The organism is Thermobacillus composti KWC4 (genome assembly GCF_000227705.2).
GTDB lineage: Bacteria > Bacillota > Bacilli > Paenibacillales > Paenibacillaceae > Thermobacillus > Thermobacillus xylanilyticus.
The window spans coordinates 1,397,310-1,418,952 of sequence record NC_019897.1 but is presented as its reverse complement, the minus strand read 5'-3'; the positions used below and the strand labels follow the sequence as shown (position 1 = coordinate 1,418,952).

Annotated in this window: 21 protein-coding genes, 2 tRNA genes and 1 pseudogene; 6 read left to right on the top strand and 18 right to left on the bottom strand. The window is 60.3% G+C overall.

Going from position 1 to position 21,643, the window contains the following annotated elements:
• Nucleotides 1-88 precede the first annotated feature (88 nt).
• Complete coding sequence (locus THECO_RS06585) at nt 89-385, bottom strand: hypothetical protein (protein ID WP_015254267.1); 297 nt, start codon at nt 383-385, stop codon at nt 89-91.
• Nucleotides 386-528: 143 nt separating this feature from the next.
• Between THECO_RS06585 and THECO_RS20470 the strand changes: the two genes are divergently transcribed.
• Nucleotides 529-1,482: a hypothetical protein gene (locus tag THECO_RS20470; RefSeq protein WP_015254266.1), complete on the top strand. Its 954-nt coding sequence runs from the start codon at nt 529-531 to the stop codon at nt 1,480-1,482.
• 54 nt (nt 1,483-1,536) lie between these two features.
• Here THECO_RS20470 and THECO_RS06575 read toward each other — a convergent pair whose 3' ends face one another.
• From THECO_RS06575 to THECO_RS06555, 5 genes and pseudogenes are all read right to left on the bottom strand, one after another.
• A complete protein-coding gene (locus THECO_RS06575) occupies nt 1,537-2,568 on the bottom strand; it encodes a FecCD family ABC transporter permease (RefSeq protein ID WP_015254265.1) in 1,032 nt (343 codons plus the stop codon).
• A gap of 196 nt (nt 2,569-2,764) precedes the next feature.
• Nucleotides 2,765-4,300, bottom strand: coding sequence for an alpha-amylase family glycosyl hydrolase (locus tag THECO_RS06570; RefSeq protein ID WP_015254264.1), 1,536 nt, complete (start codon nt 4,298-4,300; stop codon nt 2,765-2,767).
• A pseudogene (locus THECO_RS06565) lies at nt 4,297-5,101 on the bottom strand (sugar ABC transporter permease). The gene THECO_RS06570 and the pseudogene THECO_RS06565 overlap by 4 nt, the downstream one beginning before the upstream one ends.
• Nucleotides 5,102-5,131: 30 nt before the next feature.
• Nucleotides 5,132-6,457, bottom strand: coding sequence for a sugar ABC transporter permease (locus THECO_RS06560; RefSeq protein ID WP_015254262.1), 1,326 nt, complete (start codon nt 6,455-6,457; stop codon nt 5,132-5,134).
• An 82-nt stretch (nt 6,458-6,539) separates the two neighbouring features.
• Complete coding sequence (locus THECO_RS06555; RefSeq protein ID WP_041853832.1) at nt 6,540-7,880, bottom strand: sugar ABC transporter substrate-binding protein; 1,341 nt, start codon at nt 7,878-7,880, stop codon at nt 6,540-6,542.
• A gap of 545 nt (nt 7,881-8,425) precedes the next feature.
• Between THECO_RS06555 and THECO_RS06550 the strand changes: the two genes are divergently transcribed.
• Both THECO_RS06550 and THECO_RS06545 read left to right on the top strand, forming a co-directional pair.
• Nucleotides 8,426-9,439 (top strand): LacI family DNA-binding transcriptional regulator, encoded by a 1,014-nt coding sequence (locus tag THECO_RS06550; protein WP_015254260.1) that lies wholly within the window; start codon nt 8,426-8,428, stop codon nt 9,437-9,439.
• A gap of 48 nt (nt 9,440-9,487) precedes the next feature.
• The gene (locus tag THECO_RS06545) at nt 9,488-11,476 is read left to right on the top strand and encodes a glycoside hydrolase family 15 protein (protein ID WP_015254259.1); all 1,989 of its coding nucleotides are present in this window, start codon (nt 9,488-9,490) and stop codon (nt 11,474-11,476) included.
• A gap of 30 nt (nt 11,477-11,506) precedes the next feature.
• Here the strand turns inward: THECO_RS06545 and THECO_RS21625 are convergent, their stop codons facing one another.
• Nucleotides 11,507-11,839 (bottom strand): hypothetical protein, encoded by a 333-nt coding sequence (locus THECO_RS21625; RefSeq protein ID WP_157373540.1) that lies wholly within the window; start codon nt 11,837-11,839, stop codon nt 11,507-11,509.
• A 58-nt stretch (nt 11,840-11,897) separates the two neighbouring features.
• Here THECO_RS21625 and THECO_RS06540 point away from each other — a divergent pair, with 58 nt between their 5' ends.
• Nucleotides 11,898-12,584 carry a hypothetical protein gene (locus THECO_RS06540; RefSeq protein ID WP_015254258.1) on the top strand — a complete coding sequence of 229 codons (687 nt, stop codon included), beginning with the start codon at nt 11,898-11,900 and terminating at the stop codon, nt 12,582-12,584.
• Between the two features lie 208 nt (nt 12,585-12,792).
• On the opposite strand, the gene THECO_RS06535 is transcribed toward THECO_RS06540, so the two are convergent.
• Nucleotides 12,793-12,975 (bottom strand): hypothetical protein, encoded by a 183-nt coding sequence (locus tag THECO_RS06535; protein WP_052835848.1) that lies wholly within the window; start codon nt 12,973-12,975, stop codon nt 12,793-12,795.
• Between the two features lie 14 nt (nt 12,976-12,989).
• Nucleotides 12,990-13,499, bottom strand: a complete 510-nt coding sequence (locus THECO_RS06530) for a LysR family transcriptional regulator substrate-binding protein (RefSeq protein WP_052835847.1) — start codon at nt 13,497-13,499, stop codon at nt 12,990-12,992.
• Between THECO_RS06530 and THECO_RS06525 the strand changes: the two genes are divergently transcribed.
• Nucleotides 13,468-13,743: a nuclear transport factor 2 family protein gene (locus tag THECO_RS06525; RefSeq protein ID WP_157373539.1), complete on the top strand. Its 276-nt coding sequence runs from the start codon at nt 13,468-13,470 to the stop codon at nt 13,741-13,743. The genes THECO_RS06530 and THECO_RS06525 overlap by 32 nt on opposite strands.
• 63 nt (nt 13,744-13,806) lie before the next feature.
• On the opposite strand, the gene THECO_RS06520 is transcribed toward THECO_RS06525, so the two are convergent.
• From THECO_RS06520 to nrdR, 3 genes are all read right to left on the bottom strand, one after another.
• Nucleotides 13,807-13,882: transfer RNA gene (locus tag THECO_RS06520), tRNA-Lys, on the bottom strand.
• 189 nt (nt 13,883-14,071) lie between these two features.
• Nucleotides 14,072-14,147, bottom strand: a tRNA-Ala gene (locus tag THECO_RS06515).
• Between the two features lie 75 nt (nt 14,148-14,222).
• Nucleotides 14,223-14,702, bottom strand: coding sequence for a transcriptional regulator NrdR (gene nrdR, locus THECO_RS06510; protein WP_015254257.1), 480 nt, complete (start codon nt 14,700-14,702; stop codon nt 14,223-14,225).
• 135 nt (nt 14,703-14,837) lie between these two features.
• Here nrdR and THECO_RS06505 point away from each other — a divergent pair, with 135 nt between their 5' ends.
• Nucleotides 14,838-15,059 carry an alpha/beta-type small acid-soluble spore protein gene (locus tag THECO_RS06505; protein WP_015254256.1) on the top strand — a complete coding sequence of 74 codons (222 nt, stop codon included), beginning with the start codon at nt 14,838-14,840 and terminating at the stop codon, nt 15,057-15,059.
• Nucleotides 15,060-15,158: 99 nt separating this feature from the next.
• Here THECO_RS06505 and THECO_RS06500 read toward each other — a convergent pair whose 3' ends face one another.
• The 6 genes from THECO_RS06500 to THECO_RS06475 all read right to left on the bottom strand — a co-directional run bounded on the left by THECO_RS06500 (nt 15,159) and on the right by THECO_RS06475 (nt 21,428).
• Nucleotides 15,159-15,731, bottom strand: coding sequence for a lytic transglycosylase domain-containing protein (locus THECO_RS06500; protein WP_015254255.1), 573 nt, complete (start codon nt 15,729-15,731; stop codon nt 15,159-15,161).
• A complete protein-coding gene (gene coaE / locus THECO_RS06495) occupies nt 15,728-16,336 on the bottom strand; it encodes a dephospho-CoA kinase (protein ID WP_015254254.1) in 609 nt (202 codons plus the stop codon). Before coaE ends, THECO_RS06500 begins: the two co-directional genes overlap by 4 nt.
• A gap of 13 nt (nt 16,337-16,349) precedes the next feature.
• Complete coding sequence (locus THECO_RS06490) at nt 16,350-17,093, bottom strand: MntP/YtaF family protein (protein ID WP_015254253.1); 744 nt, start codon at nt 17,091-17,093, stop codon at nt 16,350-16,352.
• Nucleotides 17,094-17,208: 115 nt separating this feature from the next.
• Complete coding sequence (mutM, locus tag THECO_RS06485) at nt 17,209-18,141, bottom strand: DNA-formamidopyrimidine glycosylase (protein ID WP_015254252.1); 933 nt, start codon at nt 18,139-18,141, stop codon at nt 17,209-17,211.
• 33 nt (nt 18,142-18,174) lie between these two features.
• Complete coding sequence (gene polA, locus THECO_RS06480; protein WP_015254251.1) at nt 18,175-20,856, bottom strand: DNA polymerase I; 2,682 nt, start codon at nt 20,854-20,856, stop codon at nt 18,175-18,177.
• A gap of 110 nt (nt 20,857-20,966) precedes the next feature.
• Nucleotides 20,967-21,428 carry a hypothetical protein gene (locus THECO_RS06475; RefSeq protein WP_052835845.1) on the bottom strand — a complete coding sequence of 154 codons (462 nt, stop codon included), beginning with the start codon at nt 21,426-21,428 and terminating at the stop codon, nt 20,967-20,969.
• Nucleotides 21,429-21,643: the final 215 nt, after the last annotated feature.

Genomic DNA, 21,643 nt, shown 5'->3' with positions numbered 1-21,643 from the left:
TGCGGAAGATCATGCCATGCATGACATCGCTGACGTAGAGTTGTTCAGGCATGGCGACCGTTTTCCAACTCGTGAAACAGATCTGCATTTATGGAGCCGAGCCAACGCTGCTGACATACCAGAACGGCCCCTTCTTTTTCACATAGAATACACTTAACGCATCGCGGGTCGTCCGAGCCGAGTAACCGGATACGTCGTAAAGATGGCCGTATTGCAGATCATACCGCTCCATGTCTGTAAATTTCGACGTGAAGGCGCTGATCGGGTGAAGATGAAGCACCATGTATCTTCGGATTGCCCCTTCGGGAGAGAAGAAGCTGGCCATCCAGAGCAGAATGACCACAATGGCGGCTGCGATGAGCACGTACCTTTTTCGCAATTTCATATCCATTTCTCCAGTTCCGGTTCATCATGAATCGGGATGCCGTCATTCCCGGTCAGGGGAATCGTCGGCTTTTGGACGCAACCATTCAATGGATGTTCACGTCTAATCGAAATAATCGATTCTATTTCTGGAGGTCCGGGGGATTGAAAAAGATTCTGCCTCTCCTGCTGCTGTTCGTGCTCGTACCCTTTGTGTACCATGGCGCCAACTACCTGTTTAATCCAACCATAGCAAAAGTCGGTGTATCCTTGTCAACCGGTTTCGGGAAAGTCAATCCGGATTTTTTCGCGGTATTCGAGGACAGACCGACACTTAAACTGTTCAAGCTGGCTGTTTCAAAGGCGGAGAAGCAGCCGGGCATTGTTGATGTGGCGCAACCGGAATATGATGTGGAGATGGTTTACGCGAACGGGCACACAGAAGGCTTGCATATGTGGCTGCATCCGGAGGGAACCGCGGGAGCGATCATGTACGTGACGAACACGGAGACCATTTACACGTTGCCGGAGGACATCGCAGGCCGGTTGGTTGAGCTGCTCGCTCCTTTCTTGGCCGGCGAATCTGAACCGGACGGTCAATCGGAACCGGCTGACGATTCATTGGAAGACGATGATGCAACCGAATCAACGACCGACGGCATCTCGCTCAACGACTTCTCCATTAAGGTCAACGATTCCATCATTGCGCTTCATGCATGGGATCACGAAGTGAATCTCGAAGACGTGCTTGGCCCCCCTGCAGCGCAGTCCGTGGAAGTGCTCGAAAATGCCGACACCCTCACGGGGTCATTTGTCAAAAGATTGGACTACGACGGGCTTCATCTTGAACTGTTCTCACCGAAGCAGAACGGCGAGACGTTCTGGATCATGTCCATGAAGGTTTCCGGGAAGGGGTACCTGACACCGCGGGGCATCGGAGTCGGAAGCACATTGGAAGAATTGAAAAACGCCTATCCGGCTATTGAGATGGCTCCTGACGGAAGAACCGATCCCCGCAATGCAGCCTACTGGATAACGGATGAGGGCTATAACCATTTGCAATTCGAGGTTCAGGAGGGTGTGGTCGCCGAGATCCAGATTTACCACCTGATACCTTAAGCCGCAAGCATTCCGTCAGCGGCAAAAAAACCGCCCCGGCGGGCGGCTTCGGTATCAATCTCTCGTCTTCATCAGCAAGTAGATGAAATACGGCGCGCCGATGACAGCGACGACGATGCCGGTCGGGATCTCGGTCGGATGCGCGAGCAGCCGGCTGACCGTGTCGGCGGTCACGAGCAGCAGGCCGCCGAGCAGCGCGGATGCCGGAAGCAGGTAATGGTGCTGCGGCCCGACGAGCCGTCGGGCGAGATGCGGCCCGATGAGGCCGACGAAGGCGATGCCGCCGGCGACGGCGACCGACGAGCCGGCGAGGCCGACGGCAACGGCGAGCAGCTTGAAACGCTCCCGCTGCACCGGAACCCCGAGCCCGGCCGACGTCTGCTCGCCGAGATTCATCACGTTCAGCGTCCTCGCCTTGAGCAGCGCGTACGGCAGCAGCACCGCGACCCATGGCAGCATCGCCAGCACGAACTTCCAGTTCGTTCCCCAGATCGTGCCCGCCATCCAAGTAGCGGCGAACTGATATTGTTCCGGGCTGAGCCGGAGCGTCAGCACGATGATAGCCGCGTTCAGTCCGAGCGCCACCGCGATCCCGGTCAGCACGAGACCGGTCGGCGACACGCCGTCGTGACGGCGGTACGCGAGGGCGAAGATGAGCGCCGCCGCCCCTCCGGCACCGAGGAGGGCGAACACCGGGAGCATGAACAGCGTCGATAACGTCGACGTCGAACCGTACGCCACGAACAGCATCACCATCAGACCCGCCCCGGCATTGATGCCGAGAATGCCCGGATCGGCCAACGCGTTGCGGGTAATGCCCTGCAGGATGCAGCCCGATACGGCAAGCGCGGCGCCGACCAGAATCGAGATGACAATGCGCGGCAGCCGAAACTCGAACAGAATCAGTTCTTCCCGGTCGGTCCCCAGGCCGAACAGCGTCTTCGCCACGACCGCCGGCGACAGCCGGATATGGCCGGTGTTGATGCTGATGACGCATACGGTCGCAATCAGGATTAGGGCTGCCGTCATCACCAGGACAGCGCGCCGGCGTCTGCTCGATTCCGTTGCGAAGGGATGGGCGGTCATGCTGGCAGGTTCTCTCCTCTGACAGTCGATTTTACTATTATAAGTGATAACGGTTCTCATTGACAACCGGCATGAAGCCGGACGGCGGGCTGTCAAACCCGCTCCGGGCAAGGCTTGCGCAACAGAGAGCATGAACGACCGGCGCAAAAAACGAAGACGCCCGCTCCCGGACGTCCTCGTCTTCACGAACCAACGCTTATTTCGCTTTGAGCACCGCCGTGCTGTACGCCGGCAGCGTCGCTTCGCCGCCGTCGTATTGGATCCCCGGCGCGGACGCCAGCGTCACGGCCAAAGCATCCGCCTCGATGCCCGCCTTCGACTCGAGTCCGACCTTCTGCGGTTCGCCGGACAGATTGTGCAGCACGAGCAGCCGCTCGCCCTCATGCTCGCGGATGAACGAGACGACGCGCTTGTTCCCGGTCGCGTACGACTCGACCGTGCCGAACGCCAGCGCCGGCTCCAGCTTCCGCCAGTTGACCAGCCGCCGGTAATGATTGAGCAGCGAGTCCGGATCGTTATGCTGCCGCTCGACTTCGTCCCAGTCCATCGGCCGGCGGAGATTCTCGTCCGGCTTCACGCCCTGCATCCCGATCTCCTCGCCGTAGTAGATGAACGCCCGGCCGGGAAGCGTGAGCAGCAAGGCCGCGGCCGTCTTCGCGTGGTCGACATTGCCTTCGAGCTGGCTCATGACGCGGTTCTGATCGTGGTTCGACAGGAACGTCGCGTCGATGAACTTGCCGCCCGACACTTCGGCGTAGTAGTCGTGGACACGGCGGATGCTCGCGGCGATATCCGTCGCGTTCTCGGATTTCGCAAGTTGGATCAGCCGTCCAGCCAGATCGAAGTTGAAGCCGGAATCGAGCGCGCCGTCCAGATAAGGACCGATGACGGAAGGCGCGTCCCACACCTCGCCGACGAGATACACATCCGGCTTCACTTCCTCCAGACCGGCGCGGAATTCCCGCCACCACGCGACATTCTTTTCCGCCACTTCCGTCCGCTTGTTGTCGCCCTGCAGGTCCTCGTACACATGTTTCGCGGCATCGAGGCGGAATCCGTCCACCCCTTTGTCCAGCCAGAAGCGGGCAATATGGATGAATTCCGCGCGCACTTCCGGATTGTCCAGATTCAGATCCGGCATGCCGTCCCAGAAGATGCCCAGGTAGCGGCCGGTGCTGACCGGATGCCATGCCTTGCCGCCGATGGCGCTGACCGCGTTCACGTTCGTCTCTTCGTCCGCCCAGACATACCAGTCGCGCTTCGGACTGTTCTCGCTCGACTTCGCTTCGACGAACCATGGATGCTTGCTGCTCGTATGGTTGACGACGAGGTCCATGATGATCCGGATGTTCCGCTTGTGCGCTTCCTCGATCAACCGCTCGAAATCTTCCATCGTGCCGAAATCCGGATGGATCGCGTAGTAATCCGTCACATCATAGCCGTGATAGCTCGGCGACGGGTGGATCGGCGTCATCCAGATGCCGCTGATGCCCATCTCCTGCAGATCGTCCAGCTTGGCGGTAATGCCGTTCAGATCGCCCTTGCCGTCGCCGTCACTGTCGTGATAGGCGCGGACGAAGATCTCGTAGAACACGTTCGAATCCCGGTCCCGCGCCTCCTTCATCCGCGCCTGGTCCAGCTGCTGCTGCCGCATCCCGATCCAGAGCACCGCGCTCGAGAAAAGGATGACGACAACGGCGAACACGATGGCGAACAGTCGGAATTTCCTCATCCTTTGTTGGCTCCCGCTTTCAAACCTTCAATAATGTATCGCTGCAGGAACAGGAACAGCAGCGCAATCGGAATCGAGACGAGCAGCGCGCCCGCCGCGAACTTCGTGAAGTCGGTGTTGGACCGGCCGGTCACCATGTTGAACAGTCCGATCGCCAGCGTATATTTGTCGCTGGAACGCAGCACGAGCCGGGCGAAAATAAAATCCATCCACGGTCCGATGAAATTGTTGACCGCGACGAACGTGACGATCGGCACCGACAGCGGCATCATGACTCTGAAGAATATGGTGAAGTTCGATGCGCCGTCGATTTTCGCCGCTTCCACCAGGCTTCTCGGCTGCGCGTCGAAATACCCTTTCACCAGCCAGGCGCCGAACGGAATCGACCCGCCCGCGTAGACGAGGATGAGGCCCCACAGGTTGTCCAGCAGATTAATCTGCAAGAGCAGGATGTAGATCGCGATCATGCCCATGAAGCTCGGGAACATCTGGAGCACGAGCATCGCCATCAGCGTCTGCTTTCTGCCGGGAAAACGGAACTGCGAGAACGCATAAGCCGCCGTAACGACGAGCACCGTGGACAGAATCATGTTCATGACGGCGACAAAAAGCGTGTTGCGGTACCAGATCAGATAATCCGTCTCATTGAACAATTCGCGGAAGTGGTCCAGCGTCAGCCCCGTTCAAGGCGCCGAGGACCACCCAATAGAGCGGATAAATGACAGCGATGGCCGTTACAATCAGGATCAGGTAGATGACCCATGCCGCAAGCTTGTCACCCGGCCTGGTGCTCGATTGCATCATCGATCCCTTCCTTTCCCTTCCTCTTCATCATGCCACCATGTCCTCCTCTTTGAACGCCCTCGTCCTGCGGAAATTCCAGATCGAGAACCCGGCGACGACAATGAAGATGAAGATCGATACGACGGACGCCATGTTGAACTTGTTCTGCTCGAGCGTCAGCTTGTAGATCCACGAGATGAGAATGTCGGTCGAACCCGCGTAGCTGTAGGACGGGTTGGCGGGTCCGCCGGACGTGAACAGGTAGATCATGTTGAAGTTGTTGAAGTTGTTCGCGAAGCTCATGATGAGCAGCGGCGCCGTCGAGAACAGGATGAGCGGCAGCGTGATGCTCCGGAACCGCTGGAATCCGCCCGCGCCGTCGATCTCGGCCGCTTCGTACAGCTCCTTGTCGATGTTCGTCAGCACACCGGACATGAGCGCCATCCAATACGGGAAGCCGAACCAGATGTTGACGACGACGATCGCGAATTTTGCCCAGAACGGGTCGGAGAACCACGGAATCGCCTGCAGGCCGATCATTTTCAGATACTGGTTGATCGGGCCGAACTCGCCGTTGAACATGTTGCGGAAGATGAGCAGCGAGATGACGCCCGGCACCGCCCAAGGAAGAATGAGCAGGGTGCGCCAGAACTTCTTGAACTTGACCACCCGGTGATTGAGCAGAAGCGCGTAGAACAATCCGGTGAAATACGTCGTGAATGTCGCCAGCAGCGCCCAGATGATCGTCCAGATCAGCACGCCGAGGAAGGTGTTGCTCCACGCCCTGAACTGGATCAGGCTGGTGAATGTCTCGAAGCCGACCCAGTCGACCAGATTTTTCGGCGGCAGGTGGTTCGGACCGGAATAGTTCGTGAACGCGATCAGAATGCCGAAGATAAGCGGCAGCACGATCGTGAAGAGCGCGAACACGAAGGACGGCGTCAGCAGGATATAGGCAAAGCCCTGCTCCCAGGCATGCGCGATCGACGCCGCGAAATTGCGGGGTTTCTCCCCTTTGTCCCGCATCGCGCCGACCTTGTACGCATCGCGGATGTTGAGCGCGTAGACCGCAATGAACAGGAGGAACAGCAGGGCGAAAATGATCCCCGTAATCATCAGGATGATCGAGTGATCGCCCTGTTCGATGATCGTGCCGCGGGCGCTTCGCTGCTGCACCTTGTCGCCCAATGTGATCAGCCCGCGCATCCCTTCGACGAACGGCTTCGACCAGAAGAACAGCACATAAAGCTCGAGCAGCGCGTACAGCAGTCCTTTCACGAACTGCCGGTTGTAGATCTGTCCGAGGCCCATGAAAAGCAGCGACAGCAGCGCGCCGGCACGCGCGTGTACCTTGCCGTTCAGAAGAACCACCATCCTGTACAATTAATTGAAAAAGGAATCCGTGCCCGAGCACGCGCATCGGACACGGGTTCCGCCCGTTCGGTCAGGCAGCCGCTTATTGCATCAGTTTGATGGCGTCTTCGATCTGCTTCTTCGCGTCGTCAAGCGCTTGCTGCGGATCGATGTTCTCGTTCCAAATGAGCGAGAAGGCGGATGCCATCGGACCCCAGACCGTCTGCATTTCCGGAATGTTCGGCATCGGGATGGAGTATTGCGCCTGCTCCAGAATGCCGGATACGACCGGATCGTTCTTGATCGTCGGATCGTCGGACAGATCCTTGCGGGTCGGCACCTGGCCGGTGATCTCGAAGCGCTTGAGCTGCATTTCCTTGCTGGCGGCGAATTTCGCGTACAGCGACGCCGCTTCCGGATACTTCGTGTAAGCATTGACATAGTAGGACTTGATGCCCGAGAAGCTCGTCGGATGCTCGCCGTTGTCCAGCTTCGGCAGCGGCGCGACACCGAAATTCACGCCGGCGTCGCGGTAGCCTGCCGCGGCCCACGGACCGTTCACGTTGAACAGGAGCTTGCCTTCCTTGAACAGCGAATCCTTGATGTCGTAGGTGATGTCTTCTTTCTTGATCGGCAGAATCTCGTCATGGATCCGCTTGACGAATTGAGCCGCTTTCACCGCGGCTTCCGAGTTCAGCCCGAGATCGTTCGGGTCCGTGTTGTCCGAGCCGAACACATAGCCGCCGTAGCCGCCGATGAACGAGAAGTCATAGTAGAAGTTGCCGACTTCATACATGAAGCCGTATTTCTGGTTCGCCGAATCGTTGAACGCCTTCGCCATCTCGAACAGTTCTTCCCACGTTTCCGGCGCTTTTTCCGCCAGATCTTTGTTGTAGAACAGCCCGTATGTTTCAACCGCAATCGGATATCCGTACAGTTTGCCTTCGAAGGAACCGCCGGTGATGGCCGCGTCGATGTGCTCGTTCATGATTTCGTCGCTGTAGAAGTTCTCCAGGATGAGACCGGCCGACGCCATGTTCCCCGTATGGTCGTGGGGCGCGAGGAAGACGTCTGCGCCGAGGCCGGCGGGCCCGTCCGTCTGCAGCTTGCCGGGCGCGTCCGTATGGGTGACGTTCTCGACCGTAACCGGGATGCCGTACTTCTTCGTAAATTCTTCCGCCACATATTGCGCCCATTCAAATTCGGCGTCGCTGTTGTCCCATACGAGGAGCTGCGCGCCTTCTTCGATCTGCGGCTCTTCCGCGCCCGCGTCGCCGGCGTTGCCGCCGGCGTTGCCGCTGTTTTGGCCGTTCGACGAAGTTTCGCCGCCTGCATTGCTTCCGGTATTGCCCGCGTTGTTGTTGCCGCCGCCGCAGGCAGCCAGCACCAGCGCAAGCACCAGCATGATGACCATGGACATCCATTTCTTGTTTCTCGTGTTCATTTCGCGTGAGAACCCCTTTCCTTGTCGTCATGTAACCGGGAAAATGACAGATGCGAGTGCACACCTTCCGTATTCCTGGCGAATTTCAAACCTCCTGGCGCAAACCGGCGGCACTTCCCCCCTTTGCCTGCTTTCAAGCGCGGAGCCCAGAACGGAATCTGAGCAAACGTTTGTACAAACTTCGTGGAAAAACGCCGACCATCTGCATCAGAGCTGGAAATAATGCTTGTTGGCAGCGCTTTTCCGTTGACGTAAGCGCTTAATTGTTTAACGCTATCATAAGGGATGGGGTGAAATTAGTAAATCGTTTGCACAATGCTGATTTGGCCATATTTCAAGATTATGGTCCGTTTGCATTGGGTTTTCTCCTGATTGCTTTGTTTATAGTCGTTTTTCTCGCGTTTTGGAAGGCTGATCCGTGCAACGAGCGTCTCCGGTGAGCGGTTGTCCACCCTGGTTTGGCCGAATCTTTACAATTTAGTTGATTTCCTGTACTATTGTACCTAACATTTGTGTGGTAACGATTGCACGGAGGGAAAACGACCATGTCCGTCACCATCAAGGACGTCGCAAGGAGGGCCGGCGTATCGCCTTCGACCGTATCCCGCGTCATCTCGAAGCACCCGCGGATCAGCAAGAAAACGGCCGAACGCGTCACCCGGGTCATGGAAGAGCTCGGCTATCATCCGAACAGCATGGCCAAAGGGCTCGTGTCGAAAGCCACCCATATATTGGGCGTCATTCTGCCCCGTCCGGCCGAAGAGCTGTTCCAGAACTACTTCTTCCATGAAGTGCTGCGCGGCATTCTCGCGCAGGCCAACCGTTCGGGGTACGACCTGCTCATCGCGTCCGGAAGCAGCGAATCGGACGAGCTCGAGACCGTCAAACGACTGGTGCGCGGGCGTCGGGTCGACGGGATCATTCTGCTCAGCTCGAAGACGAAAGACCCGCTGATCCATTTTCTCAATGAAGTCGGGTTCCCGTTCGTCATCATCGGCCGCTCTCCGGACTTCCCCGATGCGCCGACGGTCGACAACGACAACGTGCAGGCGGCATACGATGCCACCCGCCACCTGATCAACCAGGGGCATGAGCGGATCGGCTTCGTCAGCGGCCCGCAGGAGCTGACCGTCTCGCAGGACCGGCTCACGGGATATCGGCAAGCCATGCTCGAAGCCGGGCTGAGCATTTCGGAAGACTGGATCGTTGAAGGCGAGTTTCTGCAGGAGACGGGCTACCGCGCCATGTCGATGCTGATGAATTTGCCCGAGCGGCCGACCGCGCTCGTCGTCATCGACGACATCGTCGCCTTCGGCGTGCTGCACGGCCTGAACGAACTCGGCTACTCCGTCCCGCAGGACATGTGCCTGGTCGGCTTCAACAACATTTCACTGTCCGAGCATACGTCGCCGCCGCTCACCAGCGTGGACATCGGCACGTACCAGATCGGCTACATGACGGCGCAGACGCTGATCAAGACGATCTCCAAGGAACCGCTGCACCAGACCCGCAAAATCATTCCGCACCGTCTGATCGTGCGCGGCTCGTCCGTCAAATGAAGTTTTGGATAATCCTGCCAAATTTATGCCCGTGAGGAGATGACGCGATTGCAGCAAGCAGCGCAGCAACGAATCGACCTGTCCAAAAAACCGCATCTGATTGACGCCGTCATCGGCAATTCCCGCATGCTGGCCGCGCTCGGAGCCGGAGGACGCATCTATCGTCTGTGGCATCCGCACATCGACAGCCCGCAGCATCTGGACGAGTGGCGGACCGGCATCCGGATCGACGGCGGAAGCACGCTGTGGTTCGACAGCGAAACGGACGGCTGGCGGGCGGACGCCGGGTACGAGCCCGGAACCAACATCGTGCATACCGCCGCCACCCACCGAAATCATCCGGTCTTGATCGAGTCGACGCATTTTGCCGCACCCGATGCCGATGTCCTCATTCGCCATTACCGGATCACGAACACCGGAGATCGCAGTGTCTCCCTGCAATTCATCCATTATGCTTCGTTCTGGATCGGCGAGACGCCCCATCATCAGGCGTCGCTCTTCGACGAACCGTCGGATGCGCTCGTCCATTATCGGGGATCGCACGTCTTCGCCGTGTCGGCGGACCGGGCATGCGCCGAGTTTCAGGCGGGCGCTTCGCGCGAGGAAGCGGAATCCGGAAGGCTGAACGGATCGGAAGCGCAGCTGGGCGCCGGCGGCGCAATGGCCTGGCGCTTCCCGGATGTCGCGCCCGGCGGCACGGTTGAGCTGACGCTGTACCTGTCGGCCGCGGATCGGATCGAGCCGGCCCTCGATCAGCTCGGCAAGCTTCGCTCCGTGCCATACGCCGAGCTCTATAACCGAACCGCCGAGTACTGGCGGAACTGGCTCAAGGCGGCCAACCCGTGCCCGATCGGCGATGAGCCGATCCGCAGCCTGTACGAGCGCTCCCTGCTCGTCATGAAGCTGATGAGCGACGAACTGTCCGGCGCCGTCATCGCCGCGCCCGAAATGGATGAATCCTACGCCCGTTCGGGCGGATACGGCTACTGCTGGGGCCGGGACGCCGCGTTCATCGCAACCGCGATGGATCTGGCCGGGCTCGGGACGCTGTCGGAGAAATTTTTCCGCTGGGCGCTCACCGCGCAGGACCGGTCCGGCGCGTGGCAGCAGCGGCACTATCACGACGGCACGCTCGCGCCGTCGTGGGGACTGCAGATCGACGAAGGCGCCTCGATCCTGTGGGGGTTGTGGCGCCATTACGAGCTGACGGGCAGCGAATGGGTGCTCGGCGACGAAGTGTGGGAAGCGGTCGAGCGGGGCGCCGATTTCCTCGTCCGCATGCTGGACGAGAACGGCCTGCCGAAGCCGTCCCATGACCTGTGGGAAGAGCGGGTCGCCCAGCACGCCTACTCATCGGCGGCGGTCTATGGCGGCCTCGACGCTGCCGCACGCATCGCGGAGGCGCGCGGCCGGCGGGAACCGGCCGAGAAGTGGCGCGAAGCCGCGCGGCGCGTGCGGGACGGCATCGCCGCCCATCTGTGGGATGCCGGACGCGGCTGCCATTACCGCTCGATCCGCCTGACCGTGCCGGAAGATCAATACGACGCCGCCGTCCGGGCGGGAGCCGGCGGCACGGTCACCCGGACGGCCAAAGGCTACGCGCGGTATGTGCTGGACGTCGATCCGATCGTCGATGTCAGCCTGCTCGGCCTCGCGGTACCCTTCGCGGCGCTTGACGTCAGCGACGAGCGGATGGCGAAGACGGCTGACCGGGTGCAGGAAGCGCTGTGGACGCCCGGTGTCGGCGGCATCAAGCGCTACGAGAACGACCGGTACATCGGTGGCAACCCGTGGATTCTGACCACGCTGTGGCTCGCGCAATTCCGCATTGCCCAGGGACGGCCGGACGAAGCTGAGCGGCTGATGCAATGGGCGATCGACCACCGGACGCGCCTCGGCCTGCTGCCGGAACAAGTCGACCGCAGCACCGGCGAAACGGCATGGGTCGTGCCGCTCACCTGGTCGCACGCCATGTTCGTCCTCGCCGTCTGGATGCTGGCGGGCAGCCGGACGGCGCCGGCAGGCCGCGAGGTTTGAATGGTCGTGCGAATATAGCGATGACGGCTGTTATCGAGCAAATGCAAATGCCCGGCTGTCTCCCGTTCCGCGGGAGATCCCGGGCATTCGTGCTGTCGAGGCAAGCGCCGTTTCAAGATACGATGTATTCCGGATAAGGCTCGAACGCAATAGCGGTTGCTTATGCCAATTAGACGGCGCGGGATTGAAAAAAGTTGGAAGTTTGGGGGGCGATTCTTTCACTTGCCGCGGTTGAAAAACGCTGACGGTCCTCCTCATCACCGCCGTTTGAATTGCCCGCTTCTGCGCTTCCGGAACGGGAATGCCGCGCTTGATCCCGGCGCTGTCCGGTGTTATATTCAAATCAACGGTCATGAAGCACATGCCGCTTTGATCCTCCCACGGGATCGAAGCGGCATTTTTCATTGAGGGGAGATTCGTCGTGTTCACCAAACAGTATGAGCTGTGGATGCAGAAGCAAATAGCGGAGGAGATGAACCACCGGAGACGCGAGCTTTTGGAAAAAGGGCTCAGCCATGGTACGGTGGAGTTTCTTCGCAGCATCTGGTATCCCGTTGTCGGATCGTTCAATCATTTGCATGCGGAATGGGAAGTCCGCGATTTCCACCAGGGTTACCAATATCTGGATCTCGCGTTCATGCCGGGCGGCGCCAAAGGCAACATCGAGATTCAGGACTATCGGACGCATGCTCGCGATCTGGATACGCGGAGGTTCAAGGATCTGTGCCGCCGGCAAAGCCTGCTCTCGCTCGACGGCTGGATCTGGCTGCCGGTGGCGTACCTGTCGATCCGGGAAGAGCCGGAGTTTTGCAAGCAGCTGGTGTTGTCCTTTGTGGGTAAATTTTTGTCTTTCGATGCGGATGCGGGGCTGGACTGGCTGGAGGCGGAAACGGTCCGGTTCGCGCGCAGGCTGCTCCGGCCGTTTACGCCGAACGAGTTGGCCGGTCATCTGCGAATCACCGAACGGTATGCCCGCAAAGTGCTGCATCGGCTTGTAGATTCGAACCATCTGGTCGTCGCGAGCGGCAATATTCGATACCGCACATATCAAGTCAACGTCGGCGACAGGCTATCGGACGGCCAGGCGAAGAGACGTTATGACGCGTAACAGGCTCAATGCTAACGGAACGTACATACGCTATTGGTCAAAATCATGCGATTTACATGCGCTAAAGGAACCAGATGACTTTATTGCAGAAAAAAGGCAAAAAAAATCGTCCACGCAGCCCCAATAAGTGCACCACGTTCCGTTATACATTCAAAAGATTGCGTGGGCGATAAAATAGCGTCTTATGGTTCCGTTAGTCCAATTCCCATCAATCCAGCCACATGCTCAACTCGATCTCGTCGCGCAGCGAAAAGCCGTCATTGCCGACCTCCGGAATTTCCGGCTTCAGCTTGCGCGATTCCGCAAGCGCGTTGACGCGAAGCGCATGCAGATGAAAGCCCTGCTTCTGATAGAACCGCAGCGCGTGCGTGTTGTCGTTCGTTCTTTCCAATTCGTCTGCACGGTTCAGCCCGATGACAGGGCAGCCTGCGCCTTGACGCTTTCCACGAAAGAAACCAGATCGTCCATAAAGATTCTTGCGGCTTGGCTCAAATATTTGTCCGTGCGGTACAGAGTGCAGATGTCCTGGCTCGGCGTGGGATCGAGCAGCGTGACGGCGGCAATGTTGTCGGGCCGCATATACTCAAGCAGCAGCCGCGGAAGGATGGCTCCGCCCAGACCTTGTCCGACGAGCGACAGGAGCGTCGACAGCGTGGAAGTCACGATGGGATTGTCGAGGACCAGCCCTTTCGCCTCGCAGCAAGCGCGGATCCGCTTCGTGATCTGATGTTCCGCGCCGAACATGAACATCCGGATTTGCCGCAAATGATCGAACGGGATCGCCTTGGCCTTCGCCATCGGGTGATCGGCGCGAACCGCCAGCACAAATTCTTCGTGAAACAGCGGGACGACCGCGATACTGCCGTCCGGATGATCCGGCACGGTGGTGACGCCGACATCCATCGTTCCGTCCATAATAAGGACGCTGCTCTCCAAGTTTGCGAGAGACCTCGATCCGCAGGAATTCGAAATCCGCAAAGTCCTCGCCGATGAAACTTCCGCCTTCGCGTGGGTAAGGTTCAAGCACCGGGTCCGCAGCACAAACCGGACGTTCGAAAGCTGCTGGGCGGTCGTCGTCGAAGTGCAGGACGGCAAGATCAAATATTTCCGCGGTTTCGAGGACACGGGCGCCCTGGAGGCGGCGTTCAGGCCAAACTAAGCTTGCACCGCCGACGCAAATAAAAAACCGCCGGTCATGCGACCGGCGGTCTGTCTTCGTCAATGGTGGGTTCTCAGGGGCTCGAACCCTGGACCTGATGATTAAGAGTCACCTGCTCTACCAACTGAGCTAAGAACCCGTTTTGAGAAAGTCGCTTCATCGAAGCCGACAAAAAGATAATATCACTTCCACAACTCGATGTCAACATGTTTTTCAAATGATTTTTGCAGCAATTTTGTCAGGATGCGGCGGAACGGCTGAGGCTGCCTAACCCCTATCCCCGAGCCAAGAAAAAATCAGTCCCGAAGGACTGCATGCGTTCGTGGTATGGTGGACCTTAGCGGGTTCGAACCGCTGACCTCTTCGCTGCCAGCGAAGCGCTCTCCCAGCTGAGCTAAAGGCCCGGATTTCCTGATGATCCCGCACATTCGATCAAGTGCGGCAACAGAAAATAATATAGCATGAAGGCGGCCGGGCTGTCAACTGTTTGGCTTGTCTTCCATGGCATGCTTCGAGAGCAGATTCGTCAATTCCTTCATGAACATGTTGATGTCCTTGAACTGCCGGTAAACGGACGCGAACCGGACGTACGCCACTTCGTCGACCGGATAGAGCTGTTCCATGACCAGCTCGCCGATTTCGCGGCTTTCGACTTCGGCCTTCGCCGTCGCGCGGATTTCCTTCTCGACTTCGGACACGATCACTTCGAGCCGCTCGACCGATACGGGCCGCTTCTCGCACGCCTTGAGCAGCCCGCGCAGCATCTTGTCGCGGCTGAACTCTTCGCGCCTGCCGTCCTTCTTGATGACGATCAGCGGCGTCTCCTCGATCATCTCGAACGTCGTAAAGCGGCGCAAGCACCGCTCGCATTCGCGTCGGCGGCGGATCGACTTGTTCTCGTTGGCCGGCCGGGAATCAAGCACCTTCGTGCCGGAATGTTCGCAATACGGGCATTTCATCGGTTTTCGAAACCTCCATGTCGTGACCGGATGCATGCAAAGAAAATTGGGAACAACTCACCAGCGCCGCATCGTCATGATGTTCTGCATATCGCGCATAATACAGGTACCACACGCGAGGGAGGTGAAACGACGATGCCGGGCAGCAACCGCAACAGCAACCAATTGGTCGTACCGCAGGCAAATGCCGCACTGGACCAAATGAAGTATGAAGTTGCCCAAGAACTGGGCATTGCCCTCCCGCAAGACGGGTACTACGGCAACCTGACGACTCGTGATGCCGGCTCCATCGGTGGTTACATCACCCGGAAGCTGGTACAGATTGCCGAGCAATCGCTGGCAGGGCAATTCAAATAATCCGCGGTATCAGAGGCTTTATCGTCAAGCTTGGGTGCTTGCCGCCGGACGGGCGGCGGCACCCGAGCCCTTTTGCATGCAAAAAGTCACCTGTGTGCGTCACAAATCCGGATAGATCGACTTGTATTTATTATAGTAATAAATGACACGTTGTACATACCGCCGCGTCTCGCCGAACGGAATGTCGTCACTCGAAGCGAGCGTGCCGTCCCAGACGCCTTCCTTCAGCCAGGCGCTTACGTTGCCGGGGCCCGCATTATACGCGGCGACCGCTGCCGCCATGTTGCCGTCGAACTGCCGGAGCAGCGAAGCCAGGTACCAGGTGCCCAGCTCGATGCCGACATCCGCGCGGTGCTGGATCTTGTCCAGCGTCACGCCTTCATAACGCGCCTGCTCCACGATCCAGGCGGCCGTATCCGGCATGATCTGCATGATGCCGAGCGCGCCTTTGCTCGATACCCTTCCCGTCTTGTAATTCGATTCAATGCGGATGATGGCCGCGACCAGGTGCGGCTCCACGCCGTGACTCAGCGCGCTTGCCCTTATATCATCCCGATACGCGATCGGATACATGCGCTGTTTCACCCAGCCGCTCTGTTCGGCGTACAGGACCGCCAGCAACAGCAGCAGCGCCGCAAGCAGCCATCCGCGTCTCTTGCGCCGCCGCCTCATGGCTTCCGCATGTCTGACAACCGGCGCCAGAGCGCTTCCACCTGCCGCTTGGTTGATTCCAGGCTGCCGCTGTTGTCAATGACCCAGTCCGCCAGTTCCTTCTTCCGTTCGATATCCATCTGCGCGTCGATCCGTTCGCGGGCCTGCGCTTCATCCAGCTCCGGATTGCGCGCAAGCAGCCGCTTGATCTGCATTTCGCGCGGCACATAGACGACCAGCACGCCGTTGTACAGCCCTTCCTGACCGGTCTCGTACAGGAGCGGAATGTCCGCCACGACCATCCGGCCGGGCTCGTCCGCCTTGGCTTGCCGGATAAGCGTCCACATCCGCTCGCGGATGGCCGGATGGAGAATCGCTTCCAGCTGCCGCCGCTTGTCCGGATCGGCGAATACGATCTCGCCCAGCTTCCGCCGGTCAAGCGTGCCGTCATCCCGGATGACGGCTTGTCCGAAGACGGCGGCCACTTCGGCCAGGGCCGGTTCGCCCGGCATGACGACTTCGCGGGCGATCCGGTCGGCGTCGACGACGAAGGCGCCGCGCTCCGAGAGCATGGCGGCGACCGTGCTCTTGCCGCACGCGATGCCGCCTGTAAGTCCGATGATCAATGCCGTCACCTCGTCAAATTTCCATCAATCGGGCGATGCCCGTGGCGATCAGAATGAGGCCGGGCAGGACGGACACGGCCTTCGCGCCGGCGAACCGGACCGCGAACCGCCGGCCGAATCGAAGTCCCGCCAGAAGAAACCCGCCGCTGGCCGCTGCGATGAACAGCGCGGATGGAAGCGCGGGAAAACCGACCATCGCCGCGCCGAATCCCGCACCGAGCGCGTCGAGCGACAGCGCGAAGCCGAGCAGCACCGCTTCCGATGCGGAGATCGTCCCCGACCGATCCATGTCGGCCGTCTGCGGCGCGCGCAATACGCAGATGACCAGTCCGAGCCGCCGCAGCTCGATGCGGACGATTGAGCGAACCGAAGACGTATCCGGACCGCCCGCCTCCGCCGCGTCCGAATTAGCGGCAACCGCATCCGACGTCTTCCCGCCGCAATCCTCCCCGGCATCCGTCCCCCGGACGGCTTCTCCGCCGCCCGCGCTGCGCCGAAGCTGCGCGAGCGCCCACAATCCGACGGCGATCAGCAGCACGGCGCCCGCCGTTTGCGCGACCGTTTCCGGAAGCCATGCGGTCAGCCAGCCGCCGGCCGCCATCGCCATCCAGACAACGCAGCCGGAGCAGATCGCGATAATGAGGACGGACAAAGCCGGAATCCGGATGCCGCGGATGCCGTATGACGCGCCGACACCGAAGCCGTCAAGACTGACCGCCAGCGCCAGCAGCGCCAGCGACGCGCCCGTAGCGAACATGAATGCCCCTCCCTGCGCGGGCGGTTACCGAAGGCCGCCCAAGATGGTACTGCCATCATATGCAGGGAGCATGCCGGGGTGCATGCGGCGGGCAGGGCGCCTGACGTGATACCGCTTAGGAGTGCGAAGTCACATCCGCCGCCGCTGCGGCCGCGTCCCCGGCCATCCGCCGCGGAATGGCGGCGGGCGCCTTGCCGGCCGGTCTGCGGCCCCGGGCTTTCCGGTACGGCTGGCAGACCGGGCAGACATGGGTTCCGCGCCCGCCGAGGACCGTCTTCACAATCGGCGTGCCGCATGTCCGGCACGGCTCGTCTTCCCGGCCGTAAACATACAGGCGGAACTGGAACATCCCCATCTCGCCCTGGCCGTTCACATAAGACCGGACGGAAGAACCGCCCGCGTCCACCGCCTCCCGCAGCGTCTCGCGGATCGAAGCGTGCAGCCGCGTCCATTCGGCGGCGCGCAGCGACGATGCCGGCCGCTCCGGATGGATGCCGGCCTTGTGCAGCGACTCGTCGACATAGATGTTGCCCAGTCCCGTGACATACGCCTGATTCAGCAGCAGCGGCTTGATCGGCGCCTTGCGGCCGCCGAGCAGCTTGCGCAGCGCTTCCACGGTAAAGGCATCGTCAAGCGGCTCCATCCCCAGCTTGCTCAGCGGCGGCTGCTCGAATTCCTCGCCCGGCCGAAACAGATGCATCGTGCCGAACTGGCGCACATCCTTGTACCGGAGATCCGTGCCGTCCGTCAGATGAAACAGCACATGGGTATGCTTCTCGATCGGCTCGTCCGCCGGACAGACGCTGTACCGCCCTTCCATGCGCAGATGCGAGACCAGCACCAGGTCGTCCAGCACGAACCGCAGAAACTTGCCGCGCCGTCCGATGCTCCGGATCGTTCGGCCCTCGAGCGCCGCGGCGAACGCCTCCGGCTCTTCCGGCCGCTGAATGATGCGGGGCAGCCGCACCGTAACGGCGCGGATCGTCTTGCCGGCGACCAGCGCGTTCAGCGTGCGCGCCACGGTCTCGACTTCAGGCAGTTCCGGCATTCGACCTCCCCCTCTCCAACCCGGTTGGCCGGTTTATTTCGCTTCATACCAGTTTTTGCCATAACTGACTTCCGCCTTGAGCGGCACGTCCAGTTCGATCGCGTTCTCCATCACGGACGGCACGAGCTCTTTCATCGTCTCCAGCTCGTCTTCCGGCACTTCGAACACGAGCTCGTCGTGCACCTGCAGCAGCATCCGGCTGCGCAGCCCGCGATCCCGCAGTTCCGCGTCCATCTTCACCATCGCCAGCTTGATGATGTCAGCCGCCGTGCCCTGGATCGGCGTGTTCATCGCCGTCCGTTCCGCGAAAGACCGGAGATTGTAGTTCGACGCGTTGATCTCCGGCAAGTACCGCCGGCGCTCAAGCAGCGTCGTCACATAGCCGTCCTGCCGCGCCTTCGCGACGATGTCGTCCATATATTGGCGCACGCCCCTGAATACCGCAAAATATTGCTCGATGAACGCCGCCGCTTCCTTCCGCGCAATCTTCAGGTTCGTCGCCAACCCGAAATCGCTGATGCCGTAAACGATGCCGAAGTTAACGGCCTTCGCCTGCCGGCGCATGTTCGCGTCGACCTGATCCGCCGGCACGCCGAACACGTCCATCGCCGTCTTCGTATGGATGTCCATGCCGGAGAGGAACGCTTCTTTCAACCGCTCGTCGCCGGAGATATGGGCGAGGACGCGCAGCTCGATCTGCGAGTAGTCGGCGGCCAGGATGTACCAGCCCGGCTCGGACGGGACGAACGCCTTGCGGATGCGCCGGCCTTCCTCGATCCGGATCGGAATATTCTGCAGGTTCGGGAACTGGCTGGACAGCCTGCCGGTTGCGGCGATCGTCTGCCGGTAATAGGTGTGGACCTTGCCCGTCTCCTTGCGGATTTCCTTCAGCAGGCCTTCAATGTATGTCGACTGCAGCTTCGAGATTTGCCGGTAATGGAGGATGAGGCCGATGATCTCGTGATACGGTTCCAGCGCTTCCAGCACTTCGGCGTCCGTCGAATAGCCGGTCTTCGTCTTCTTCTTGACGGGCAGACCGAGCTTCTCGAACAGAATCTCGCCGAGCTGCTTCGGCGAATTCAGATTGAACTCCGTGCCGGCAAGCCGATAGATCGCCGCGATCGTATCGGCGATCTGGCGTTCCAGTTCGCGTCCGTTCTCCTCCAGCGCTTCCGCGTCGACCGCGATGCCTTGCCGCTCCATCTTGCACAGCACGCGGGACAGCGGCTGCTCCAGCTCGTAATACAGCCGGTGCATGCCGAGCCGCTCCAGCTCCTGCTGCTGCAGCGGCGCGATGCGCCGGATCGCGTCCGCCTTGCTCGCCAGATGGCCGGCCAGCGTCTCTTCGTCCGGCACCGCGAACTTCGCGCCCTTGCCGTACACGGCGTCATCCGGCTTCACCGGCGGCTGGTTGTACTTGGCCGCGAGGCTGCTCAAGGCGTCGTTGCCGCCGGTCGGGTCGAGCAGATAGGCGGCCAGCAGCACGTCGAACCCGAATCCGTTCAGCTCCATGCCCTCCCAGCCGAGGACGAGCGCGGCCTTGTGGAGGTCGTAGCCGGTCTTCGGCCGCTCCGGGTCGGCCAGCCAGTCCCGCACGGCCGCCGCGCCTTCGGACTTGAGCACATCGCCCGTCAGGACGTGCACGGTGTCGCCGATCACGATCGCAACCCCGATCAGCGAAGCCTGATGCGGATTCTCGCCGGCGGATTCGATCAGCACCGCTTCGGCTTCCGCCAGCTTGTCCGCCGCAAGCTCGGCGGCCGTCTCCGGCGTCTGCCGCACGATGCGCAGTTCCGCCGCTTCCGGCCCTGCTCCGCCTGCCGCATCCGCTCCGGCTCCGCTTCCGGCTTCGGCATGATCCAGCCCGAGCCGCTCGATCAGCGAGCGGAATCCGAGCTTGCGCAGCGCAGCGGCCAGCGTCGGCCTGTCGTAGCCGTTGTACGCGATTTCCGCCTCGCCGCGGTCAAGCGGCACCTCGCGGTAGATCGTCGCGAGCCGCTTGCTCATCAGCGCGTCTTCCCGGTGCTGCTCGACCTTCTCACGCATTTTGCCCTTGAGCGCTGCGGCGTTCGCGAGCACATTTTCGACCGAACCGTACTCGTGCAGCAGCTTCAGCGCCGTCTTCTCACCGACGCCGGGAATGCCGGGAATGTTGTCCGAAGCGTCGCCCATCAGCCCCTTCAGATCGATGATCTGCAGCGGCGTGAGGCCGTATTTCTCCCGGATCGCCTCGGGTGTGAACCGTTCCACTTCGCTGATGCCCTTGCGGGTGATGGCCACCGTCACGCGGTCGGAGACAAGCTGCAGCATGTCCTTGTCGCCGGTGACGATCAGCGTCTCCTTGCCGGCTTCTTCCGCCATCCGCGACAGCGTGCCGATAATATCGTCGGCTTCGTAATTTTCCAGTTCATAATGCGCGACGCCGAGCGCGTCCAGCAGCTCCTTGATGAGCGGGAACTGCTCGCTCAGCTCCGGCGGCGTCTTCTCGCGGCCGCCCTTGTAGTCCTCGTATCCTTCGTGGCGGAATGTCACCTTGCCCGCGTCGAACGCGACCAGCATGTGCGTCGGCTTCTCTTCTTCGATCAGCTTGAGCAGCATCGTCGCAAACCCGTACACGGCGTTCGTATGAATGCCGGCGGCATTCGTCAGCGTCGGCATGGCGAAAAACGCGCGGAACGCGATGCTGCTGCCGTCGATCAGGATCCATTTGTCCATGGGCGGCACCTCTCTTTTACCGTCTATCGACTACTATAACACATTCGCGCGGGATGGCGCCCGCGAAATGCAAAATCGCCGCTCTCCCGGTCGGAAAGCGGCGCAAGCGGCTATTCGATCTTAGGTTTTACGGCCATGATCCTGAGTCTCTTGTAGTCGATGTGCCAGGCTCCGTCCCTGAACAATGCGGGGCGCGTTTCGGGCTCGATCCGTCTGATTGCGTCCTCTTTTTCCCTGTCCGTCAGCCCTTCGAAAAAGAAATCCGCAAACCCCGCCATCCACACCCTCAGCCCGTTCTCGCCGTCCTTCATGCGGGTGGGGCGGTCGAAATGGGCGGCATATACCACCCGGAAACCTTGCCGCTCCAGCAGCGTGCTGTACTCGGCGATGCTCGGGAAATACCAGGGATTCAGCGGCGAGACATCCCTCCCGTACTCCCGCCCGAGCACCCGGATGATCGCCCGGACCACGGTCCCGACATTGTCTTTGCCGCCGAACTCGGCGACAAATCTTCCGCCCGGCTTGAGCGCATCCCAGACGCACCGGATGACCCGCCGGGTCTCGTCATCCAATGCAGGGCGGCGTTCGAGAACACCGCGTCCACTTGAGGCTCCAGGGAAAGCTCAGACTCATCCGAAAGCGACCGCTAACGGAACCACGGAAGCTGTCGATTAACTGTGCACAACGATCGTGCGACAGATAATCAATTTTTGCGAAATACTTTGGAAAATACGATGTTTTCTTTTCCGTTCTCACGATTACACCCGTTTTCGTGGTATAATGGTAG

Coding starts and splice junctions, on each gene's coding strand:
- THECO_RS06585 (WP_015254267.1), bottom strand. CDS start 385: ATGAAATTGCGAAAAAGGTACGTGCTCATCGCAGCCGCCATTGTGGTC.
- THECO_RS06575 (WP_015254265.1), bottom strand. CDS start 2,568: ATGACCGCCCATCCCTTCGCAACGGAATCGAGCAGACGCCGGCGCGCT.
- THECO_RS06570 (WP_015254264.1), bottom strand. CDS start 4,300: ATGAGGAAATTCCGACTGTTCGCCATCGTGTTCGCCGTTGTCGTCATC.
- THECO_RS06560 (WP_015254262.1), bottom strand. CDS start 6,457: ATGGTGGTTCTTCTGAACGGCAAGGTACACGCGCGTGCCGGCGCGCTG.
- THECO_RS06555 (WP_041853832.1), bottom strand. CDS start 7,880: ATGAACACGAGAAACAAGAAATGGATGTCCATGGTCATCATGCTGGTG.
- THECO_RS06550 (WP_015254260.1), top strand. CDS start 8,426: ATGTCCGTCACCATCAAGGACGTCGCAAGGAGGGCCGGCGTATCGCCT.
- THECO_RS21625 (WP_157373540.1), bottom strand. CDS start 11,839: ATGTGCTTCATGACCGTTGATTTGAATATAACACCGGACAGCGCCGGG.
- THECO_RS06530 (WP_052835847.1), bottom strand. CDS start 13,499: ATGGACGGAACGATGGATGTCGGCGTCACCACCGTGCCGGATCATCCG.
- nrdR (WP_015254257.1), bottom strand. CDS start 14,702: ATGAAATGCCCGTATTGCGAACATTCCGGCACGAAGGTGCTTGATTCC.
- THECO_RS06505 (WP_015254256.1), top strand. CDS start 14,838: ATGCCGGGCAGCAACCGCAACAGCAACCAATTGGTCGTACCGCAGGCA.
- THECO_RS06500 (WP_015254255.1), bottom strand. CDS start 15,731: ATGAGGCGGCGGCGCAAGAGACGCGGATGGCTGCTTGCGGCGCTGCTG.
- THECO_RS06490 (WP_015254253.1), bottom strand. CDS start 17,093: ATGTTCGCTACGGGCGCGTCGCTGGCGCTGCTGGCGCTGGCGGTCAGT.
- mutM (WP_015254252.1), bottom strand. CDS start 18,141: ATGCCGGAACTGCCTGAAGTCGAGACCGTGGCGCGCACGCTGAACGCG.
- polA (WP_015254251.1), bottom strand. CDS start 20,856: ATGGACAAATGGATCCTGATCGACGGCAGCAGCATCGCGTTCCGCGCG.